A 20,011-nucleotide genomic window follows, 5' to 3' on the forward strand; every position below is an offset into this window, starting at 1 on the left:
TAAATATTATTAAAAGATAAGAGTCTGTCCGTGTTATTAAGGCAAATTTACTGTAGAACTCATCTATTTATGAGAAGCTCTATTACTTTGTTAATAGGTATAGCATTAATTTTTGCTGGTTTCTGTCTTAGCTGTGAGAAAAAAACAAGTCCTGAAGAAACCATAACTTCTCAAGAAGAAAAATCTGTCCCACCTACTCATTTACATAAAGTTCGCTATACTATAAAATGGCTTCACCAGGCTCAATTTGCTGGTGCTTATATGGCAAAGGAAATGGGGTTCTTTCAACAGTATGGTCTGGATGTGGAGATCATTCAAGGGGGAGTTGATAATCCTCCTTATAAAGCTTTAATAAACGGTAAAACGGAATTTTGTAGTATGAACCTGATTACAGCGGTTGAAAGAAACAATCCTGAATTCCCTTTAATCAATTTAGCTCAGATATCCCAGAAAAATTCCTCCTGGCTGGTAGGAAAAAAAACTACTGGCATCAAGAATCTGCAGGATTTAAATGGTAGAAAGGTGGGAGTCTGGAGAGATGAAGCTGGGGATCATATCCGCTATTTTCTTAATGATAATAAAATACGGGCACAAATTATACCTCTGGATTGGTCAGTTAATCTCTTTCTAAATGATGCTATTGATATGATGAATGTGATGTCCTATAATGAATATCACCGCATTTTGATGGCAGGTATGGAACCTGAAGATCTCGTTGTATTTAATCTTTCCGATTACGGTTATGACTTGGTTGATGACGGAACCTACACTTCCCGAGCCTATTATATTCAACATCCAGAACTCTGTAAAAACTTTACCAAGGCTTTAATTGAAGGATGGATTTATGCTCTAAATCATCCAGATGAGACAGTTAATGTGGTTGTTCGTTATATGCGTGATAATCATCTGCCCGCAAACTATAATCATCAATATTGGATGTTAAATCGTATGCGGGAACGAATCCTGGAAAATCCTGATAAAGTTGGCTATCTTAATCCAGAAGATTTAGCTCTTGCAGAAGAAATTTTAAAGAGAAATGGTAAGCTCGCATATCCTGTTGAGTATAAGGAATTCTTTCTACAATGAAAACAGAAACTAAACCACGCACTATTGCTTTCCAAATTATCTCCTTTATGTTTGTAGTTCTGGTCGCACTTTTTATTATTTCTATTCTTACTACTGGCAGATTAATGCATAGCGTTATGGAATCTAATGCCCGGGAAAGTTTTGGAAATATCACTAAAATCAATGTCCAAACCATAGACCAAACTCTCTCTAAAATGGTAATTTTAGGTCGTGACCTGGAGCTTTTGATTAAAGACAATAATCATGAAACAGACTTAAATCTTCATATCCGTCAGCTTCTCACAGACAATCCAGAAATTGTCTCTGTATGTATAGCATATGCAAATAAATCTCATACTTTTAGTAATACCTATTTATTGCAGGGTGCAAACTTTCTTATAAATCCCTCTATTAGTGATGATTTTTCTTATAAAGACTGGTTTTTATTGCCTAAATTAACCGAAAAACCTTACTGGAGTGACCCCTGGTTTGATTCAGATGGGACAGGAACCATCGTTTGTTCTTACTCTATCCCTTTGTTTATAAAAGGGAATGTAGAGGGTGTTCTGCGTCTGGATACTTCAATGGAAAATCTCAGGCAAATTGTATCCTCAGTAAGGGTGAAAAAAACTGGCTATGCTTTTCTGATTTCCAATAACGGAACTATTGTGGCTCATCCTCAAGATTCTCTGGCTATGAATTATACCATTTTTGACCTGGCAGAACAGTTAAATAGCCCCAAAATTCGCTCTATTGGAAAGAGTATCGTCAATCGTAAATCAGACTTCGTGCATCTAAACAAAATAGGAATTCCCGCTAATGTCTGGATGTTCTATCAACCAGTTCCAACTAATTCCTGGTCTTTAGCAACTGTGGCACCTGATAGGGAAGTTTTTGCTGATTTATACAATCTTATGTTTATTTATATTGGCTGGGTGCTACTTGCTTTTTTAATCATTGCTATTGCCATATGGTACAGAACCCGAACCATTAATCAACCTCTGGAAAGATTAATCCAATCTATTGAAAAATCACAATCTGGTGTTCCTGCTACTGCAACTTTACCCGACTCAGACACCTATGAAATTCAGGTTCTAAATACAAATTTCTATCGCTTGAAAAATTCCCTGAAAAAATATGCTGAAAGTCTGCAAGAAGTTACGGCAGAAAAAGACCAGATTATGGATGAAGTGACCTTTGCTTCAGAAGTTCAGCTTAACCTTATCCCTAATAATCAAAAATCATTTACCTTACCACCAAATATTTCTGCCTACGGAATTTTGGAACCAGCAGGTTTAGTTGGAGGCGATTTATACGATTACTTCTCTGTTGATGATGAACATTTCCTTTTCGGTATTGCTGATGTGGTTGGAAAAGGGGTGGCTGCTGCTTTAACTATGACAATGGTCAGTACTCTACTAAGGACTTATGCACCTCAATTGAAACAACCAGAAAAAATCCTGACTTATATGAATAAATTCTTGATTGAAAATAACCCAGATTATAGATTTGTGACCATGTTACTGGGAATTATTGACCTTAAAACTGGAACTTGCACTTTCTCTAACGCAGGTCATACACCACTTTTCCTGCTTTCAGAAGACGGAAAAATAACTAAATACGCTCAAACTCATTCTACAGCTCTTGGTATTCTGGAAAACTTAAATGCCAGTTCCGAAACTATTCAATTAAAATCCGGAGATGAAATTGTCCTTTGTACCGATGGCATCACAGAAGCGGTTAACCAAGAAGATAAACTATTTGGAACCGATAGATTGGAAAAAGTACTGAAAAACTTAAAATATCCAGAACCCGAATCTACTGCTCAAGCTATTCTTGATGCTGTAAAAAGTTTTGCCGACCCAGAAAGACAAACCGATGATATTACTATACTGGTAGTTAAGTATATGAATGTAAGTTAATTAGTTTATCGCGGAAAATAATATAAAATATAGGAATAGAAATTATGAAACTTAGAAAAAGCGAAATAATTAGTTTGGTGATTGTAATAATATCCCTGATTATTGGAATCTATTTTTATCCTCTAATGCCAGAAAAAGTTGCCTCACATTGGAATACTGAAGGAGAAGTTGATGGTTATATGCCAAAATTTTGGGGATTGTTTCTGATGCCCATAATCTCCGCAGTATTTCTATTTCTTTTTATCATTATCCCAAAAATAGACCCATTGAAGCATAATATTGAAAAATTTAGGAAATACTTTGATGGATTTATAGTATTAATGATGGTGTTTCTATTTTACCTTTATATTTTAACTATTTTGTGGAATATGGAGATTAGATTTGTTTTTACCCAATTTTTAGTGCCAATTTTTAGCATCCTTTTTTATTATTGTGGAATCTTAATCCAAAATGCTAAGAGAAATTGGTTTATTGGGATTAGAACTCCCTGGACTTTAAGTAATGAAGAGGTCTGGAACAAAACTCATAAAATTGGAGGAAAATTGTTTAAAATCGCTGCAATCATTACTTTAATCGGAGTATTTTCACCAAAATATGCTTTCTTTTTTTGTATTATCCCTGTAATTTTAGCTTCTCTATTTCCAATTTTCTATTCCTATTTTGAATATCAAAAGCTATCAAAAAATTTAAAGTAATAATAAACAATTTCAGCGAAATTAGGTGTGTGATTTAAGGATTAGTAGTGAAAAAGAAAAACACAGGCAAAGATTTCTCAATAGCTAATTTTATTTTTGACAACACTACCGGACAATGAAATTAATAAATTACAAAATCATCCTGAATCTGTATTGATATACAGTACTTATTTTCTCCAGTTAAAAAACAAATCATAAGACCACATTTAATCTGACATTTTGAATCTCTATTAAATGTCACCCCTTACTTATCCCTGCTATCAAGTGTTAATCAAGCGTTTATCAAGCGTTAATATATTAACGCTTGATTAAGAAGTGATTAAGACTTGACTGCGTAAAAGCCTCAATTTACAGATAGATTTCCGTATATCATAATATAATTGTAATAGATAGATTAATAAATAAAATAATCTGTATACAATATCCTGGGTTATACATATAATTACTTGATTATAAATAAGTTATATCATCATAAAAGAAAAAATTCTTGACAATTATCTATAGTCTTCAAATTTATTCCTTAAGACTAAAACAGACACAGGAAATCAATATGAAACAACAGAAAGTGAAACTCATCGCTGTCGTTTTTGCTGTTTGGTCCATATTTTGTGGTCCCATTATAGCGCAATCAATAACTGAAATTACAGCAAAAGAGGCTGTGGAAGCTCGAAATTCACAGGATGCGCTGATTGATTCTTTGTTAACTAAAGAACCACCGGATGGAATAACAGCTCCTGTTATACAGGAACCACCACCGGGCGAAATTTGGTTAGCTTCCTATTACAGCAAACGATTTAACGGTAAGAAAACAGCAAGTGGTGAATGTTATAATCAAAATGCATACACTTGCGCTCACAAAACTCTCCCCTTTAATACCCTTCTACAAATTACCAATCCTAAAAATGGCAAAACTGTCAATGTCCGAGTCAACGATAGAGGACCCTTCGTTAAAGGACGCGATTTAGACTTATCCTATGCTGCTGCCAAAGATCTTGGCTTATTAAAACATGGAGTAATGAAAGTTGTGGTCTCAATTTTGCCTGAACCTAATGAAAATATAAATTTAGCTCTTGAATGAGGCAAGAGCAGTGCTTAAAGCACGGAATCAATCCTTACCCCAGCTGTTAGAGTAAAGATTGATTCCATTTTTTATTATGGAGGAATTTATGTTACCAGCATCCATCAAAATTGCTCCCTCCGTTAGGAAAGCTTTAACAGAAGACAAACCTATAGTGGCTCTGGAATCAACTGTCCTCACTCACGGTCTTCCCTATCCGGAAAACATTTCTATTTTGAAAACTCTGGAAAATATACTCCTGAGTCAAGATGTTACTCCCGCCACCATAATTGTTTTAGATGGAACTATCTATATTGGTTTTGAAGAAAATAAAAAGATGGAACTGGAACAAATGCTAAAGAATAGAGAAATCTTCAGCAAATTAGGAATGCGCGACCTGCCTTTGGCAATAACTCAAAAAAGAAGTGGCGGAACTACTGTTTCTTCAACCATGCTACTTGCTCATCTTTCAGGAATTAAAGTTTTTGCCACTGGCGGAATTGGAGGTGTCCATCGTAACTGGGAAAATAGTCTGGATATCTCCAGTGATTTAATTGCTCTTTCCCGGATACCTGTGATAGTTGTATCAGCTGGATGCAAAGCTATTCTGGATATTCCTGCCACCCTTGAAGTTCTGGAAACTCTGGCAATACCCGTTCTGGGATGGAGAACAAATAGTTTTCCCTTATTTTATACCGCTACCAGTGATTATCCTATTGAAAGACTGAACGATACTGAACAATTTGCCACTTTCTGGAAAAATCATCTTGCTTTTCAAGGGAAAGGAGTTCTCATCGCTAATCCTATCCCAGAAGAATACAGTCTTCCACCTGAAATGCTGGATTCTATTATCAATAAATCAATAGAGCAAGCTCACATTAAAGGAATCAAAGGAAAAGAATTAACTCCATTTCTACTTGACTTTATAGCACAAGCAACTAAAGGTGAATCCATAAAAGCCAATTTAGCTCTGTTAAAAAACAATGTCCAGTTAGCAGCAGAATTGGCTAAGTCTTTGATAAATAAAGGAAGTTAAATTATGAGAATCTATATCTCCATTGATATGGAAGGCATTCCTGGAACCTTTAATTGGGAACAGGAAAAGACAAATAGGGCAACTATCCAAAACTGTATGTTTCATCATATTCAAACCGTCATAGAGAGCATACTTGCCAGTCCACAAGCCTCTTTAATTGAAGAAATCACCCTTGCTGATTCTCATAGCGCAGGGGATAATCTTGATTACAGCATAACTGCACTGGATGAAAGAATCAATCTAATTTCTGGCTGTCCCCGTCCTCGCTATATGATGCCAGATCTTGACCCTGCTTATGATCAGGTATGGTTTTTAGGTTATCACAGTGGTACTGGTGCTCTCCGTGGAAATATGGATCATACCTATTCCAATTCCCGGATACACAATATCTGGATAAATGGCGAAAGAATGAATGAAGCACTCATCAATGCTGCTTATGCTGGATATTCAGGAGTTCCAGTTGGACTGGTTAGTGGTGATGAAACCTTAAAAGATGAACTTCTTCTCTATCTTCCCTGGATTGAATATATTCCTACTAAGAAGGCAGTTGCTAAGTTTTCCGCTAAGAACTACTCGCAAAAACTGGTAGATAAACAGACTAAAACCTCTGTGCTTCGGACACTTACCCGAACTAAAGAAGAAATCCCTCTCTTCACTTTTGAGCCCCCTCTATCCCTTAAAATAGAATTCAATCATAGCTCTATGGCTGACCAAGCACAATTGATGCCCTACACTAAAAGATTGGATGGACGCACTATAGAATATCAAACGGATGATTATGCTATACTATTTGAGGCAATTATGGTGCTGGTATACCTGGCACAAACCACTCCTATGTGATTAAAGGAAAAAATTATGGAAGACAATCTGGTCACTATTGCCAAGTTTGAAGATAATTTTGAAGCAGATTTAGCGCAAAGATTATTAGCTGATAACGGTATTCAAGCATTCGTGAAAAATGCTATTTTCTATTCTATGATGCCTGGAGTTTTCCCCGGAAAAGTGGACTTAGAACTCCAAGTAAATAGCGAAGATGAAGAAAAAGCCAGAGCTATACTGAGTGAGTATCAGAATACACCTGAGATAAAAAGGATTTTAGTGAGAAATGATGTCCTGCAAGAGGGACATTTCCTTCTAACCTCAGGACGCCATAGCGCTAACTATCTGGAAAAGATACATCTTTATCAGAATCCCCAGGATACTGCTCGGGTTTGCGAAATGCTTTCAGACCTATTGGTAGATTATGATTTTGATACCGTGGTTGGACCTGCTTATGGTGGAATAGTTCTGGCATTTGAGACCGCCAGAATGCTGGAAAAGGGATTTCTATTCACGCAAAGAATAGAAGGTGTGATGACTATCCGTAGTGGATTTGATTTAAGTAAGGTCAAAAAAGCGGTTATTACGGAAGATATAATTACTACAGGTGGCTCAGTTAAAGAAGTTATAACCACTCTAAAAAATGCGGGAATAGAAGTAGTTGCTGTTGCAGCTATTGTAGATCGTAGCACCGAAGAAATTGATTTTGGCTGTCCTTTCCTTCCTCTTTTAAAAATGGACATTCCTTCCTGGGAAGCTGATGACTGCGTTCTCTGCCAGAATGGAATTCCTTTAACTGTCCCTGGATCAAGTGATAAGAAAATCTGAATTTAAATGCCTGAACTTGCCATTACAACCCTTAATAGACGAGAACATAGCGTCCTTTCACATCTCTGGAAATTCTTCCCTTTTGAATCCGATATCCAGTATCACTATCTTTATCCTGGAAAAGAAGATGATGAAATAACCTTGCTTCGCTCTAATGTCCATTCTCTTGCCTTTTCAGGAAAACTGGAAGAAGTGATAGAAGCAATGGATAACTATCTAAAAGAGAAAAATCTCTCTCATATCTGCTTCTCCAGTCTGGAAACTCAGGCAGTCTGGTCACGATATTATAAACAAAATGCTGTAACTATTTACACCAGCCAGGACCTTTATCTGGCTGATATTAGTGTTCTACCTTCCGCTTGTCCAGAAAAGCTGGAGGCTATATCTGACCTGGTAAAACGAGATATCGCAGTGCTATTAAGTGAAGCGGGAACTTTCCTTTTGCCTGAGAATACCACTATTTATCCGGATTTTAATAGTTTTACGCGAACTATGTCCCACGAAATCCTGCTAACGAAAAATAAAGACCTCGTTTCAGCAGTCTGCAAAGCAAGTGTTCGTCATTATTTTGTTCTCCATCTAATAAATAATAAAGTTTCTCTTAATCTTTCTCTGGATACGGAATCTTTTGATTTTGGCTATGTGTTTACGAACTTGAGTCTCGCCACCAAATGGATTAAAGAAGGTATTGATTCTGCTCTTCAAGAAAGAAATAAAGGTTATCTTCCCTATTCTGTCTTTGCCTATTACTACGATATATATATGTCCCATGTGAATTATGAGGAATGGATAGACGGAATAATTATGTGGTATAAACAGATTAATCCAAATCCTTTGCACAAAATTTTGGAGCTGGCATGTGGCACCGCTAATGCTTCTTCTCTGCTTGCTGCCAGAGGATTTGAGGTTGATGCTTGTGATGCTTCACCTTATATGCTCCAGGTTGCAGACTCTAAACCTATTAAACCTAACCTCTATCAAGCCTACCTCACTGACCCTATTCCGAAAAAAGATTATGACCTGATATTTTGTATCTTTGACAGCATCAATTATCTACTCCATCCAGAAGAAATCAGCACAGTGCTTGATAATGTCTATGAGGCACTTGCTCCGCAGGGTGTCTTTATTTTTGATATCTCCACTCTCTTGAATAGTATGGTCAATTTCTATGATAGCACCAACTATCTGAAAGTCCACGATGCCTATATCATTCAGCGTTCTAATTATAATACTTTTGCCAATCACCAGCTCACGCATATAATTATCTTCCGCAAACACCTCCATAATTATGAACTTTTTGAGGAACGCCACACGCAAAGAGTCTACTACACTCCTGAACTCATAAAACTCTGCAATGCTTCTAAACTAAAACTGAAAGCTATCTATTCTCCAGAAAAGAACCATAACCTACTGGGGAAAAATGTGGAAAAACTGGATAATAATTTCTTTCGTTTATTTTTTGTGCTTCAAAAGGAAAGATGAATCCTCTATACGAATTTGATAGTGTCTTTTTGAAAAACTCAGAAAGAATCATAGGAGTTGATGAAGCTGGAAGAGGTTCTTTAGCTGGACCAGTGGTTATAGCTGCAGTTATCCTTGATTTTAAAAACCCCATAGAGGGAATTAATGATAGTAAAAAACTCACTGCTACAAAAAGAGAAAAACTTTTTGAACAAATTATCCAGTCTGCCATTGCCTATAAAATTGTTGAAGTGGATGTAAATTATATTGATAAATACAATATCTTGCAAGCTACATTAAAAGGTATGTTTGAATCTGCTTCTGCTATTTCTCAACCATTTGATTTATGCCTCATAGATGGAAATAAAGTCCCGGATGGACTTTTCTGCCCAAGTGAAAGCATAATTCACGGTGATGCCCTCTCTGCTTCCATTGCCGCTGCTTCTATTCTTGCCAAAGTCTATCGGGATAAATTAATGAGCAATATGGATGAATTCTATCCCCTTTATGGATTTGCTAAACACAAAGGCTATGGAACAGCTCAACACCTCACTGCCCTGAAAATTTATGGACCCTGCTCTATCCATAGAAAAACTTTCTCTCCCGTCTCGGAAATGATGGAATCTCAGATTAAATAAACAAACTTTAATATCCGCACCTTCAAATATATATCCTTATTTAAACTTCAATTTTTCTCTATCTATATAAATATTATTGATTGGGAATAGAAACCTAAAAGAATACCATCCCTTTTTGTTTGGTTTCAAATTATAATAAATACTTCCAAGTTATACGCTATTAAATCAATATCTATATTATCCTTGACTTAATTAAAGCTCTTCTGATAAAAGGATTATTAATCTTAAGCTTTGAATTTACAATATAAAATACTGATAAAGGAGCTTCATTAATGGAAAAAATGATGCTATTGGGTGATGAAGCTGTAGCTCAAGGAGCTCTGGATGCCGGAATAAGTGGATTTTATGGCTATCCAGGAACTCCCAGCACAGAAATCATTGAATATGCCCAACAAAGTAAACAAGCAGAAGAAATGAAAGTCCATCGGAACTGGTCATCTAATGAAAAAACCGCATTAGAAGCAGCTCTGGGTATGAGTTTTTCCGGGAAAAGAGCAATGGTAACGATGAAGCATGTGGGTTTAAATGTGGCAGCTGATCCCTTTATGAATTCAGCTTGCACAGGTGCTCATGGAGGTTTAATTGTAGCAGTGGCAGATGATCCGAGTATGCATTCTTCTCAAAATGAGCAGGACTCACGCTTTTATGGAAAGTTTGCTATGATTCCCGTTCTGGAACCTTCCAATCAACAGGAATGTTATGATATGGCATTTTTTGGCTTTGAACTCTCGGAAAAATACCATATTCCCGTCCTGTTAAGGCTTACTACCCGTCTGGCTCATTCTCGTTCTGGTGTAATTAGAAGAAACTCCATTCCCCAGAAAGAATTAAAATTACCGGAAGACTTGTATCAATTTTTGCTGCTTCCTGCTATCGCACGTAGAAGATACAAACATTTGATTGACCTGCAATCAGATTTTCTGAAAGAAGCAGAAGAATCTCCCTTCAATGAATTGACTTTGGATGCAACAGATTACTCTGTGGGAATAATTACTACTGGTTTAGCTTATAACTATCTGCGAGAGAATTTCATAGACCAGCCTATCCCCTATCCCGTTTTAAAAATATCGCATTATCCACTACCTGAAAAGGCTATTCATCAATTGTATGATAAATGCGACTCTTTGCTGGTTCTGGAAGAAGGAATGCCTTTTGCAGAAGATATTTTAAAAGGACTTTCCTGGACAGGAACAAAACCCATACATGGTAGATTAGATGGCACCCTTGAAAGAGATGGAGAATTAAATCCTAATAAGGTAGCAAGAGCTCTTGGACTTCCTGATACAGAAGGTAAGCCAGTACCATCAGTGGTTCGTCCAAGACCTCCAGCTTTATGTGTGGGCTGTCCTCATTCCGATAGCTTCCTGGCTTTGAATGAAGCCCTAAAAGATTATGGGAAAGGTCATGTTTTCAGCGATATAGGATGTTACACTCTCGGATTTATGCCTCCTTACAATGCTATTAATTCCTGTGTAGATATGGGTGCAAGCATAACAATGGCAAAAGGAGCTGCTGATGCTGGACTCTATCCTTCTATAGGAGTTATTGGCGATTCCACTTTCTTCCATTCTGGATTAACTGGATTAATGGATTGTGTTTATGAAAATGCCAATGTAGTAATCGTTATCTTGGATAATTCCACTACTGCTATGACTGGTGGTCAGGAATATACTGGTTATGGAAAGATTGAAGATGTATGCAAAGGCATTGGAGTTAATCCTGACCATATCCGCGTTTTCAAACCTCTCAAACCTAACTGGGATGAAATGGTGAAAGTTTATAAGGAAGAAATAGCTTATAATGGTGTATCCGTGGTTATTCCACGCCGGGAATGTATTCAGACTTTAAGAAAAAAGAATAAAATGGAGACTCCAGAATGAAAAAAGATATAATACTCGCAGGTGTTGGAGGTCAGGGGATATTGACTATAGCTACAGTTCTTGGAGCTGCAGCACTTAATAGAGGCTGGAATCTTAAACAGGCAGAAGTGCATGGTATGAGTCAACGTGGAGGGGATGTGCAATCTCATCTTCGTCTTTCCGATCAGATTATCTGGAGTGACCTTATTCCTTATGGCAAAGCGGATATGATTCTTGCGGTTGAACCTATGGAGGCTTTGCGCTATCTGCCCTATTTAGCACCAGAAGGCTGGATTATTTCTAATAAAACTCCCTTCAAGAATATTCCTGATTATCCTGATGAAGAAGAGCTTTATGCTGAAATCAGAAAAATACCTAATAATGTGCTCATTGACGCAGATTCCATTGCTAAATCTGTGAAGTCACCTCGTTCTATGAATATTGTTATGCTTGGAGCAGCAATAAAATATCTGGAATTCACACCAGAGGAACTGAAAGAAGCCATAAAAATGATATTCAACAGAAAGGGAGAACGGATAGTAGAAGAAAATCTTAGAGCTCTGGACGCAGGTATTAATGCATAAATAATTTATAAGGAGCATCGTAACTGGTGCTCCTCTTATTTTTTTAGGAGGATACAATGAAAAAAAGAAAAGGACAGAGTAATCGCCTTTTCAGATTCTGGTTCTTTTTTTTATTTTTCTCTCTAAATATATCCTCTTTGCCTGCAGAAATCCGCTTTCAAACCATAGAAGACTTTGAAAGTGGTTATGTGAATCTGCTCTCCTATAGCAATGAAGACCAGAATCCAACTGCCTGGGAATTAACCTCTTCCGATACTTATAATAATAGTGCCTGGGCTTTAAGATTATATGGAAATACCTGGAAGCTACAAATGATAAATCCTGTGGTAGTTGATTCGGGAGCCGTTTTTCAGGTTGCCGCTAAAACTACTACAGGTGCAAAAATCCAGGGTGTAGGCTTTTCCGATGGAAACAATGTCCTTTTCTATTCCTTTGCGGGAACGCAAACCTTAAATATTGAAGAATGGGTAACTGTCTATCAAGGTGCTTTTAATAGTGGTGTCTGGAATATCTATCAACTTCCTATTGCTGATGACTGGTATGCCTATTTTGATTATCTTCCAGTGATTAATGCTCTTATCTATATTAATGACCTGGATGGAGTCTCCAATCGTAACTTTCTGATTGATTCAATTCTTAACATCACAGAAGATATAGGAATCCCTCCTTCCGTTACTATCTCATATCAAATTACTTTTCAGGGAGCTGAAAAACAAGGAACTCGCGATGTAGGAGTGCAATTTTCTTCTCAAGTGATAGACCCAGATAGCTATTCTTTTACTTACCAATGGGATTTTGGAGATAGTCTTAGCAGTCAAAATCCCAATCCTTTTCACATTTATACAGTCACCGATAATCATCCTTATCGTGCCACTTTGAAGGTGATTGATGATACCAATAAATGGGGTTTAGCTTCCTGTCTGGTCAATGTTGACCCTGGACCGGATACACTTCCTTTGAGAATAAATTTTGTCGGTGATATAATGCTCGCACGGGGTTATGAAGGACCAGGAGGAATTATTCCTACTCAGGGAGTGAATGCTATTTTCCAACCTACTAAATCCATATTAGGTGATGCAGCAGATATTACCGTAGCTAATCTGGAAGTAGTTTTAACCAATCAAGGTACTCCACATCCCACTAAAAGTGTTGTCTATAGAGGAAATCCTGCTAATGTGAGTGGTCTGGTTTATGCAGGAATTGATAAGGTGTGTCTTGCCAATAATCATACTATGGATTATGGTTGGACAGGTCTTAATCAAATGCTGGGTAATCTTTCCACGAATGGAATAATCTATAGTGGTGCGGGGATAAATTCCTACGATGCCTACACTCCTGCTTTTATTAATCGCAATGGACTAAATATAGCTTTTCTTGCCAGTAGTGATAGAACAGGACAATATAACAATGCCCAACCTTACTTAAATGCAGGATATAATAAACCCGGTATTGCTTATATGACACCTTATTATATTATTCAGCAACTTAATGCGGTGCAAAATGTGGCAGACCTGAAGATAATGGAATTTCATGCGGGAAGTGAATACTCTTTAGCTCCGGGAAGCAATTATGATAAATCCAATCCTTTCCTGGAAGATAATGAAGATGAAGATTACTGTCCTAAAACGGATGTTCCTCATATGTGGGATATAGCTATTCGTCATTTTGCGATTGATTCAGGTGCAGATTTAGTTATTGTTCATCATCCCCATATCATACAAGGAATAGAGATCTATCAAGGAAAGGTCATTGTTCATTCTCTTGGCAATTTTGCTTTTGATCTTAACTATCCAGAAACTATGCCTTCAATGATTTTCTATGCTGATGCCAGTAGAGAAGGATTCTCCAACTTCCTGATTAAACCTGTTTTTATTGATAATTATATTCCTAAACCAGCAAGAGGTCAACTGGGTAAATATATCCTGGATTACCTGGCTATGCGAAGCACAGAATTAAACACTAAATTACGGGTTGATTACAATGATATTTCTGCCTCTGTGATAATGGATGATAATTCTATCTTAGCTACCTCTCATCCTTATTCATTTAATATGTTTTTAAATCCAGTCTCAGGACAGAGTAATCTAAGTTCTCCTTTTAAATTACCTCGCTTTGGAAGTATTAGTAAGATAAATAATATAACTCCCTGTCTGGAATCGGAATATAGATTGGGAGCGGAGACTATCTGGTATGGAAACTTTGAAGATGAAGGTTGCAGCTTGTGGGAGGTACCAGAATTTTCTCTAACTGATGTTTTTGACGGTGTCAGAAGTGCTAAATTATCCCCTTCTGCTAATCAAACTGTTACTGCTACCATAAAAAGAAGATGTAAATGGTATGACAATACTAAAAAATACACATTACACGGCTGGATAAAGACTTCCAACGCCATCAACGCTAATATCATTATCAGCTATTACTCAAATCGGACAAGTGGATTTATAGGAAATGAATACCTAACCACCAATATCAATCGAACTACAGATTGGACTTTTTATTATAAGGAATTAAACATCCCTTCAAATGCCTGGTATTATGATATCAGTTTAACTTGCAGTAGCCCAAGTTCTGGAATTGCTTATGCTCTTTTTGATGAGGTTGGTCTGATAGAATGGACTCCCTGGACAGCTTTTGACCCTCATAACTTTATTGCCAATCCAAACAACTATTACTGGATGCAGATAAGAACTCAAGAAAATCCTAAATCCATAACCGTTAGTTTCATTGAACTGCTTTATGAGAGATTCCCCTATAGAACAGAGACTAAATATAGCCAGAATAATCCTCTTTCCTTATTTCCCAATCCTTTTAAAGATGAGACTACAATAGAATTCCAGGTGCAAGATAAAGGAAAAATCAAGCTGGAAGTATATAATATGAGAGGACAAAAGGTTAAAACTCTCGTCAATGACATACTCCCGGAAAGAAAGAATCAATTAATATGGAATGGAAAAGATTTTAAGGAAAAGAGAGTATCATCTGGAGTGTATTTTATTAGACTGGAACAGGGTGGAAACACTACGGTGAAAAAAGTCTTACTTTTACATTGAAGCCTCTATAATTGACAAATACTATAAAGCTTAATTGATGGCTATTTATGGATGAATTAATAGTTTTCAGTGTCTCGGAAGTAACTTCGCATTTGAAGCAAGTGATTGAATCTCAGATTGAACCACTTTATGTGCGTGGCGAAATAAGTAATTACACTCGTCATCCTTCCGGTCATATATATTTTAGCTTAAAAGATGCAAATGCCACTTTGCGTTGCACTTTCTTTCGTGGTTCCAATATCTATCTTGATTTTGAACCTGAAGAAGGTATGGAAGTGATATGCTATGGTAAGCTCACTATTTATGAAAAAGGCAGCACTTACAATCTTAATGTTTACTCAATGCAACTGGCAGGAAAGGGAGATTTAGCCAGACAATTTGAGCTTTTAAAGAAGAAATTACAAGCGGAAGGTCTATTTGAAGAAGCACATAAAAAGCCCCTACCAAAATTTCCTCAGCGGATAGGAATTGTCACTTCTCCCGCAGGAGCTGCTTTACAGGACATCTTAAATATTTTAAGACGCCGTTATCCTGTGGAAGTTATTGTATTTCCTGCCTTAGTTCAAGGTGAAGAAGCTCCTCCCACTTTAATTCAAGGTATAAAATATTTTAATGAAAAAGAGAAGGTTGATGTAATAATTCTTGCTCGGGGAGGTGGTTCTCAAGAAGAGCTTTTCTGCTTCAATGATGAACAATTAGCCAGAGCTATCTATGATTCCGAAATTCCTATTATATCCGCTGTAGGCCATGAAATAGATTTTACTATTGCGGATTTTGTAGCAGATTTAAGAGCTCCCACTCCTTCTGCAGCAGCAGAATTAGTGGTCCCCAATCGGGTGGATATCATTAACTATCTCAAAGCATTAGAAGAAAGACTGACCAATAGCATCAAAAATAAGATATATATTACCCGCAATCAGATTAATGAATTGAGATTAGCTTTAACTTCTCTTCATCCCAGAGCCATCTGGCAAAACTATAAAAAAAGAATTGACCAGGCTTCTATAGAATTTCTTAATTTAGCGTCCCTAATGCAACAACAGCTTCATAGAAACAATCAGCAGCAAAGAGAAGCTTTTCACACTATGCAATATCTTTTACAAAGTAAACTGCATCAATATCAGCAAAATCTGGATGAAATGACCTTAACTCTTCCCTCAGAGATGGCAAAGAAATTCAAGGAAACGGAAAATAGAATTTCAATGCTTGAGCTTCAGCTGGAAAGTGTATCACCAAAACATATGCTGGAAAAGGGATATGCTCTGGTACAAAAAGGTGAACATATCGTCACTTCTGTACAAGAACTAACTCTTGAAGAAGAGCTCTCTTTGAGAATGAAGGATGGCTCAGCTGAGGTTAAGGTGCAGGATATCCATCCCGAACTGGATAATGGTAATTCCAGTTTAGAACAGTAAATTATGAATTTGAATTCCTTTTCTGCTAAAAACGAAATCTTAATATGACCGAAGACCGCAGTAAACAAGCAGGAATGCTAACCACAGCAGAATATATTCGTTTTGGCTTTAAGGCTATTATCGGAATAGTTTTAGCCCGCATCCTTCTTCCTGTAGAGCTTGGTTCTTATCGTCAGCTTTTTCTAATTTATTCCACCTTTTCCACTCTTTTACTGCTTGGCATCCCTCAAAGCGTTCTTTATTTTCTGCCTAAGCTGGAACATATAGACAGCAAAAAAGAGTTTATAACTCGCACTGTCAATCTTATCACTCTGCTGGCTTTTGTATTTGGGCTGGCAATTTTTCTGCTTAGAGGCTTTATTGCTCGCATATTCCATAATCCTCAGCTGAATATACTACTCATTATCTTTGCTGTCTATCCCCTATTTATGTTCATCACTCAAATCTACTCTCAGATTATGCTGGGATTGAAGCAACCCAAAAAGACTGCTACTTTCACTTTAATCAGTGTAGCTTGTGATTTTATTTTCATTTTAGGAACCGCTTTAATCACCAGAAATCTTCATTATATTGTCCTGGGAGTGATGTTTTCTGCTTTGCTGCAATGGGGTTATGCTCAATATAATTTGGGAAGATATTTCACTAAGGTTACCTTTGATCCCGATTTTTATAGAGAAATATTTAAGTATTCTTTACCTCTTGGTTTGGCTTCAATTATAGGTATGCTTTCTGTTCAGCTGGATAAATTTGTCGTTTCCGGATTTTTTACTCCGGCTGCGTATGCTATCTTTTCTATTGGTGCAATGGAACTTCCTCTAATTTCTATTCTTAATAATTCCGTGAATGCTATCCTACTTCCTAATATTAGCAGTGAGCCAGATCAGATATATACTATTTATCGGGCTTCAGTGAGAAAGAATGCGCTTATTATTTTCCCTCTTTGTGCTTTAGGACTTATTTTTGCTGAACCATTAATAACTTTGCTTTATTCCAGCACTTATAAAGCTTCAGCTCCTATTTTTCAAGTGTATCTCATTAATTTACCACTTCGGATAGCCACTTATGGGATTATCTTTATGGCTTTGAAGAAGACTAAGTACATAATGATTAATTCTATCATAACCCTGAGTATGAATCTGGTGCTAAACGTTATTTTAGTTAAGTTAATAGGAATGATTGGAGCTGCTATATCTACAGTAATTGTAAGCTGGATTTCAGTAGCAATATATCTTTACTGGATAAAAAACAGTCTAAAACTCAGTCTGACTGAACTTTTCCCCTTACCTGCAATAGGTAAAACGGCTTTAGCTGTCACCATTTCAGCTTTGATAAGTCTTTCTGTGCTCTGGATATTCGGGAAGAGCTGGATTTTTCAGATAGTAGCTTTAATAGTTTTTATAATAGCCTATTTTTTAAGTGGCAAGGCTTTAAATGCTATTCTTCCCTATGACATTCATTACATAAAACAGCTTTTAAATCAAGCAAAATTGAAGCTATTGGGAACTAAATAGATGGATTACTACTCTGAACATACCTGGAAACATTATGATAGTGAAGGTCGTTCTTTAGAGCGTTTAGCTTGTATCAAGAAAATGATTCCTGAAGATGTGAAAACTATCCTGGATGTAGGATGTGGCAATGGTATTATTACCAATGAATTAGCCGAAGATTATGAAGTTACAGCACTTGACCCTTCAGCTATCGCTTTGCAATATGTGCAATGTGCCAAAATCTGTGCTTCCATTGATGCTATTCCTTTCCCTGATAACTCTTTTGATCTGGTTTGCTGTAATGAAGTGCTGGAACATTTAGATAATATTAACTTGCAGAAAGGCATTCAAGAAATCAAAAGAGTTAGCAAAAAGTATTTAATTATTGGAATTCCTTATAAAGAGCAGTTGGAAAAGAAGTTCTATCGTTGCGCTATATGCGGTTTCTCTGAGAATGTTTACAGCCATCTTCAATCTTTTGACCTATCAAAACTGGATAATCTTCTTACACCTGATTTTATACATTTAGAATATCACATTTTTGGACCGATGGAACGCAATATTCATCCGTTTCTTTTATCCATTTTGCATAAACAGGGACAGTGGTTTCTGCCTTCCGAAGGTCAAAAATGCCCTCAATGTGGAAGCACGGAATTTCTGCATAAGAGCAATCTTTTAACCAGAATGGTTAACGGAATGAACTTGATTTTTTCTCATCCTCATCCTTACTGGCTTTATACTCTTTATCAGAAAAAAGATAATATATAATGAAAACAGTGCTTTATATCGTCTTTTATTACCCTCCAGTAGGTGGTTCTGGAGTTCATAGAGGAGTAAAATTCACTCGTTATCTACCTGAATTTGGCTGGAATAGCATTGTTTTGACACCTAATCCTAAACTAATAAAGCAACCTAAAGATTACAGTCTTTTAAAAGAATTATCCCCAGAACAGAAGATAGAACATTTCTTTACTTTGGATGCCCGCTGGTTATTTAAGATTTTCTGGGGCTTGAACTTACCTCAAGTAGTAAACTGGCTAAATTATCATATATTCAAACCTGATGAAGATATTATCAGTTTACCTTTTCTACATCGCAAGATATCAAGCATAATGAAACGACAAAAAATAGACCTCATCTTCATTTCTGGTCCTCCTTTTTCTCTAATGTTAAATGTCTTATGGCTCAAGAAAAATTACCATCTGCCTGTTATTACAGATTTTAGAGATGACTGGAGTCAGGGACAAAGTCGCTTGGATAATCCTCCTCCAGAATCTTTTAAACAGTATGAACTCCAGTTGGAACATCAGGTCCTGACTAAATCTGATAAAGTTATTGTAGCCAATGAAGCCATTAAGGATAATTTCCTTTCCATTCATTCTGAGATGAGTCCAGAACACTTTGTCGTTATCACCAATGGTTATGATGAGAAGGATTTCCAGAAAGATTTTCCACCTCGTGAGACAGAAAAAGATAAGCTTCAGATTGTTTATATAGGAAGTTTATATGGACGTCGTCAACCTGCAATGGTATGGAAGGTTTTAATTGATTTAGTTGAACAAGGAAAAATCAATCCCGAGAAGATAAGCATTCATATATTTGGACCGAACTATCGCTCTTTTGTTTTTAAAGGCTATGAAAATAACCAAATCCTTGAGAAGATAGTGAAACTTCAACCCTATCTTAATCATTCTCAAGTGCCGGAAGTGATGAGTCAAGCAGATGTTCTCTGGTTATTTATTGGTGCAGGACCAAAAAGTGATGCTATTTCAACCGGAAAAATATTTGAGTATATGAGAAGTGGAAAACCTATTTGGGCAGTTATTAATCCGCAAGGTATGGCAGCAAATATCCTTAGACCAAGTGGGCTATCTTTTATCGCGGATAATGAGAATCCTGTTGATATTGCTAACTCATTAGTGAATTTATATAATCTATGGCAAGAAGAAAAACTATCAGTTATGCCAGATTGGGATTATATTCGTAGCTTTGAACGTCGTGAGTTAACTCGTAAACTTGCCGGAGTCTTTGATCAGACTTTAAATAAAATTAATCCAGATAAAATGAATAACTTAGATTAAATTGAATTAGC

16 protein-coding genes are annotated in these 20,011 nt (G+C 36.6%); all 16 read left to right on the forward strand.

Annotated features, from left to right (window positions below; all coding sequences use genetic code 11):
* The first annotated feature begins 69 nt into the window (after window positions 1-69).
* The 16 genes from E0946_RS01680 to E0946_RS01755 all read left to right on the forward strand — a co-directional run bounded on the left by E0946_RS01680 (window position 70) and on the right by E0946_RS01755 (window position 20,000).
* Window positions 70-1,086, forward strand: a complete 1,017-nt coding sequence (locus E0946_RS01680; protein WP_207930808.1) for an ABC transporter substrate-binding protein — start codon at window positions 70-72, stop codon at window positions 1,084-1,086.
* Window positions 1,083-2,987, forward strand: a complete 1,905-nt coding sequence (locus E0946_RS01685) for a SpoIIE family protein phosphatase (protein WP_133200730.1) — start codon at window positions 1,083-1,085, stop codon at window positions 2,985-2,987. The genes E0946_RS01680 and E0946_RS01685 overlap by 4 nt, the downstream gene beginning before the upstream one ends.
* A gap of 44 nt (window positions 2,988-3,031) precedes the next feature.
* On the forward strand, window positions 3,032-3,682 hold the full coding sequence (locus tag E0946_RS01690) for an SdpI family protein (RefSeq protein ID WP_133200731.1): 651 nt from the start codon (window positions 3,032-3,034) through the stop codon (window positions 3,680-3,682).
* A gap of 565 nt (window positions 3,683-4,247) precedes the next feature.
* Entirely contained in the window at window positions 4,248-4,760 is a 513-nt protein-coding gene (locus tag E0946_RS01695; RefSeq protein ID WP_243713697.1) for a septal ring lytic transglycosylase RlpA family protein, read from the forward strand.
* A gap of 88 nt (window positions 4,761-4,848) precedes the next feature.
* Window positions 4,849-5,775: a pseudouridine-5'-phosphate glycosidase gene (locus E0946_RS01700; protein WP_133200733.1), complete on the forward strand. Its 927-nt coding sequence runs from the start codon at window positions 4,849-4,851 to the stop codon at window positions 5,773-5,775.
* A gap of 3 nt (window positions 5,776-5,778) precedes the next feature.
* Complete coding sequence (locus E0946_RS01705) at window positions 5,779-6,615, forward strand: M55 family metallopeptidase (protein ID WP_133200734.1); 837 nt, start codon at window positions 5,779-5,781, stop codon at window positions 6,613-6,615.
* A 15-nt stretch (window positions 6,616-6,630) separates the two neighbouring features.
* Window positions 6,631-7,422, forward strand: a complete 792-nt coding sequence (gene pyrE, locus E0946_RS01710) for an orotate phosphoribosyltransferase (protein WP_133200735.1) — start codon at window positions 6,631-6,633, stop codon at window positions 7,420-7,422.
* A 6-nt stretch (window positions 7,423-7,428) separates the two neighbouring features.
* On the forward strand, window positions 7,429-8,904 hold the full coding sequence (locus E0946_RS01715) for a class I SAM-dependent DNA methyltransferase (RefSeq protein WP_133200736.1): 1,476 nt from the start codon (window positions 7,429-7,431) through the stop codon (window positions 8,902-8,904).
* Window positions 8,901-9,521 carry a ribonuclease HII gene (locus E0946_RS01720; protein ID WP_133200737.1) on the forward strand — a complete coding sequence of 207 codons (621 nt, stop codon included), beginning with the start codon at window positions 8,901-8,903 and terminating at the stop codon, window positions 9,519-9,521. The genes E0946_RS01715 and E0946_RS01720 overlap by 4 nt, the downstream gene beginning before the upstream one ends.
* Window positions 9,522-9,793: 272 nt before the next feature.
* Entirely contained in the window at window positions 9,794-11,401 is a 1,608-nt protein-coding gene (locus tag E0946_RS01725) for a thiamine pyrophosphate-dependent enzyme (protein ID WP_133200738.1), read from the forward strand.
* Complete coding sequence (locus E0946_RS01730; protein WP_133200739.1) at window positions 11,398-11,964, forward strand: indolepyruvate oxidoreductase subunit beta; 567 nt, start codon at window positions 11,398-11,400, stop codon at window positions 11,962-11,964. Before E0946_RS01725 ends, E0946_RS01730 begins: the two co-directional genes overlap by 4 nt.
* Before the next feature lie 56 nt (window positions 11,965-12,020).
* On the forward strand, window positions 12,021-15,014 hold the full coding sequence (locus E0946_RS01735) for a CapA family protein (RefSeq protein WP_133200740.1): 2,994 nt from the start codon (window positions 12,021-12,023) through the stop codon (window positions 15,012-15,014).
* A 47-nt stretch (window positions 15,015-15,061) separates the two neighbouring features.
* Complete coding sequence (gene xseA, locus E0946_RS01740) at window positions 15,062-16,429, forward strand: exodeoxyribonuclease VII large subunit (protein WP_133200741.1); 1,368 nt, start codon at window positions 15,062-15,064, stop codon at window positions 16,427-16,429.
* A 44-nt stretch (window positions 16,430-16,473) separates the two neighbouring features.
* Window positions 16,474-17,940, forward strand: a complete 1,467-nt coding sequence (locus E0946_RS01745) for an oligosaccharide flippase family protein (protein WP_133200742.1) — start codon at window positions 16,474-16,476, stop codon at window positions 17,938-17,940.
* Window positions 17,941-18,687: a class I SAM-dependent methyltransferase gene (locus tag E0946_RS01750; protein WP_133200743.1), complete on the forward strand. Its 747-nt coding sequence runs from the start codon at window positions 17,941-17,943 to the stop codon at window positions 18,685-18,687.
* A complete protein-coding gene (locus E0946_RS01755; protein ID WP_133200744.1) occupies window positions 18,687-20,000 on the forward strand; it encodes a glycosyltransferase family 4 protein in 1,314 nt (437 codons plus the stop codon). The genes E0946_RS01750 and E0946_RS01755 overlap by 1 nt, the downstream gene beginning before the upstream one ends.
* Window positions 20,001-20,011: the final 11 nt, after the last annotated feature.

It is taken from the genome of Candidatus Syntrophosphaera thermopropionivorans (genome assembly GCF_004353895.1).
In the GTDB taxonomy this organism is placed as follows: domain Bacteria; phylum Cloacimonadota; class Cloacimonadia; order Cloacimonadales; family Cloacimonadaceae; genus Syntrophosphaera; species Syntrophosphaera thermopropionivorans.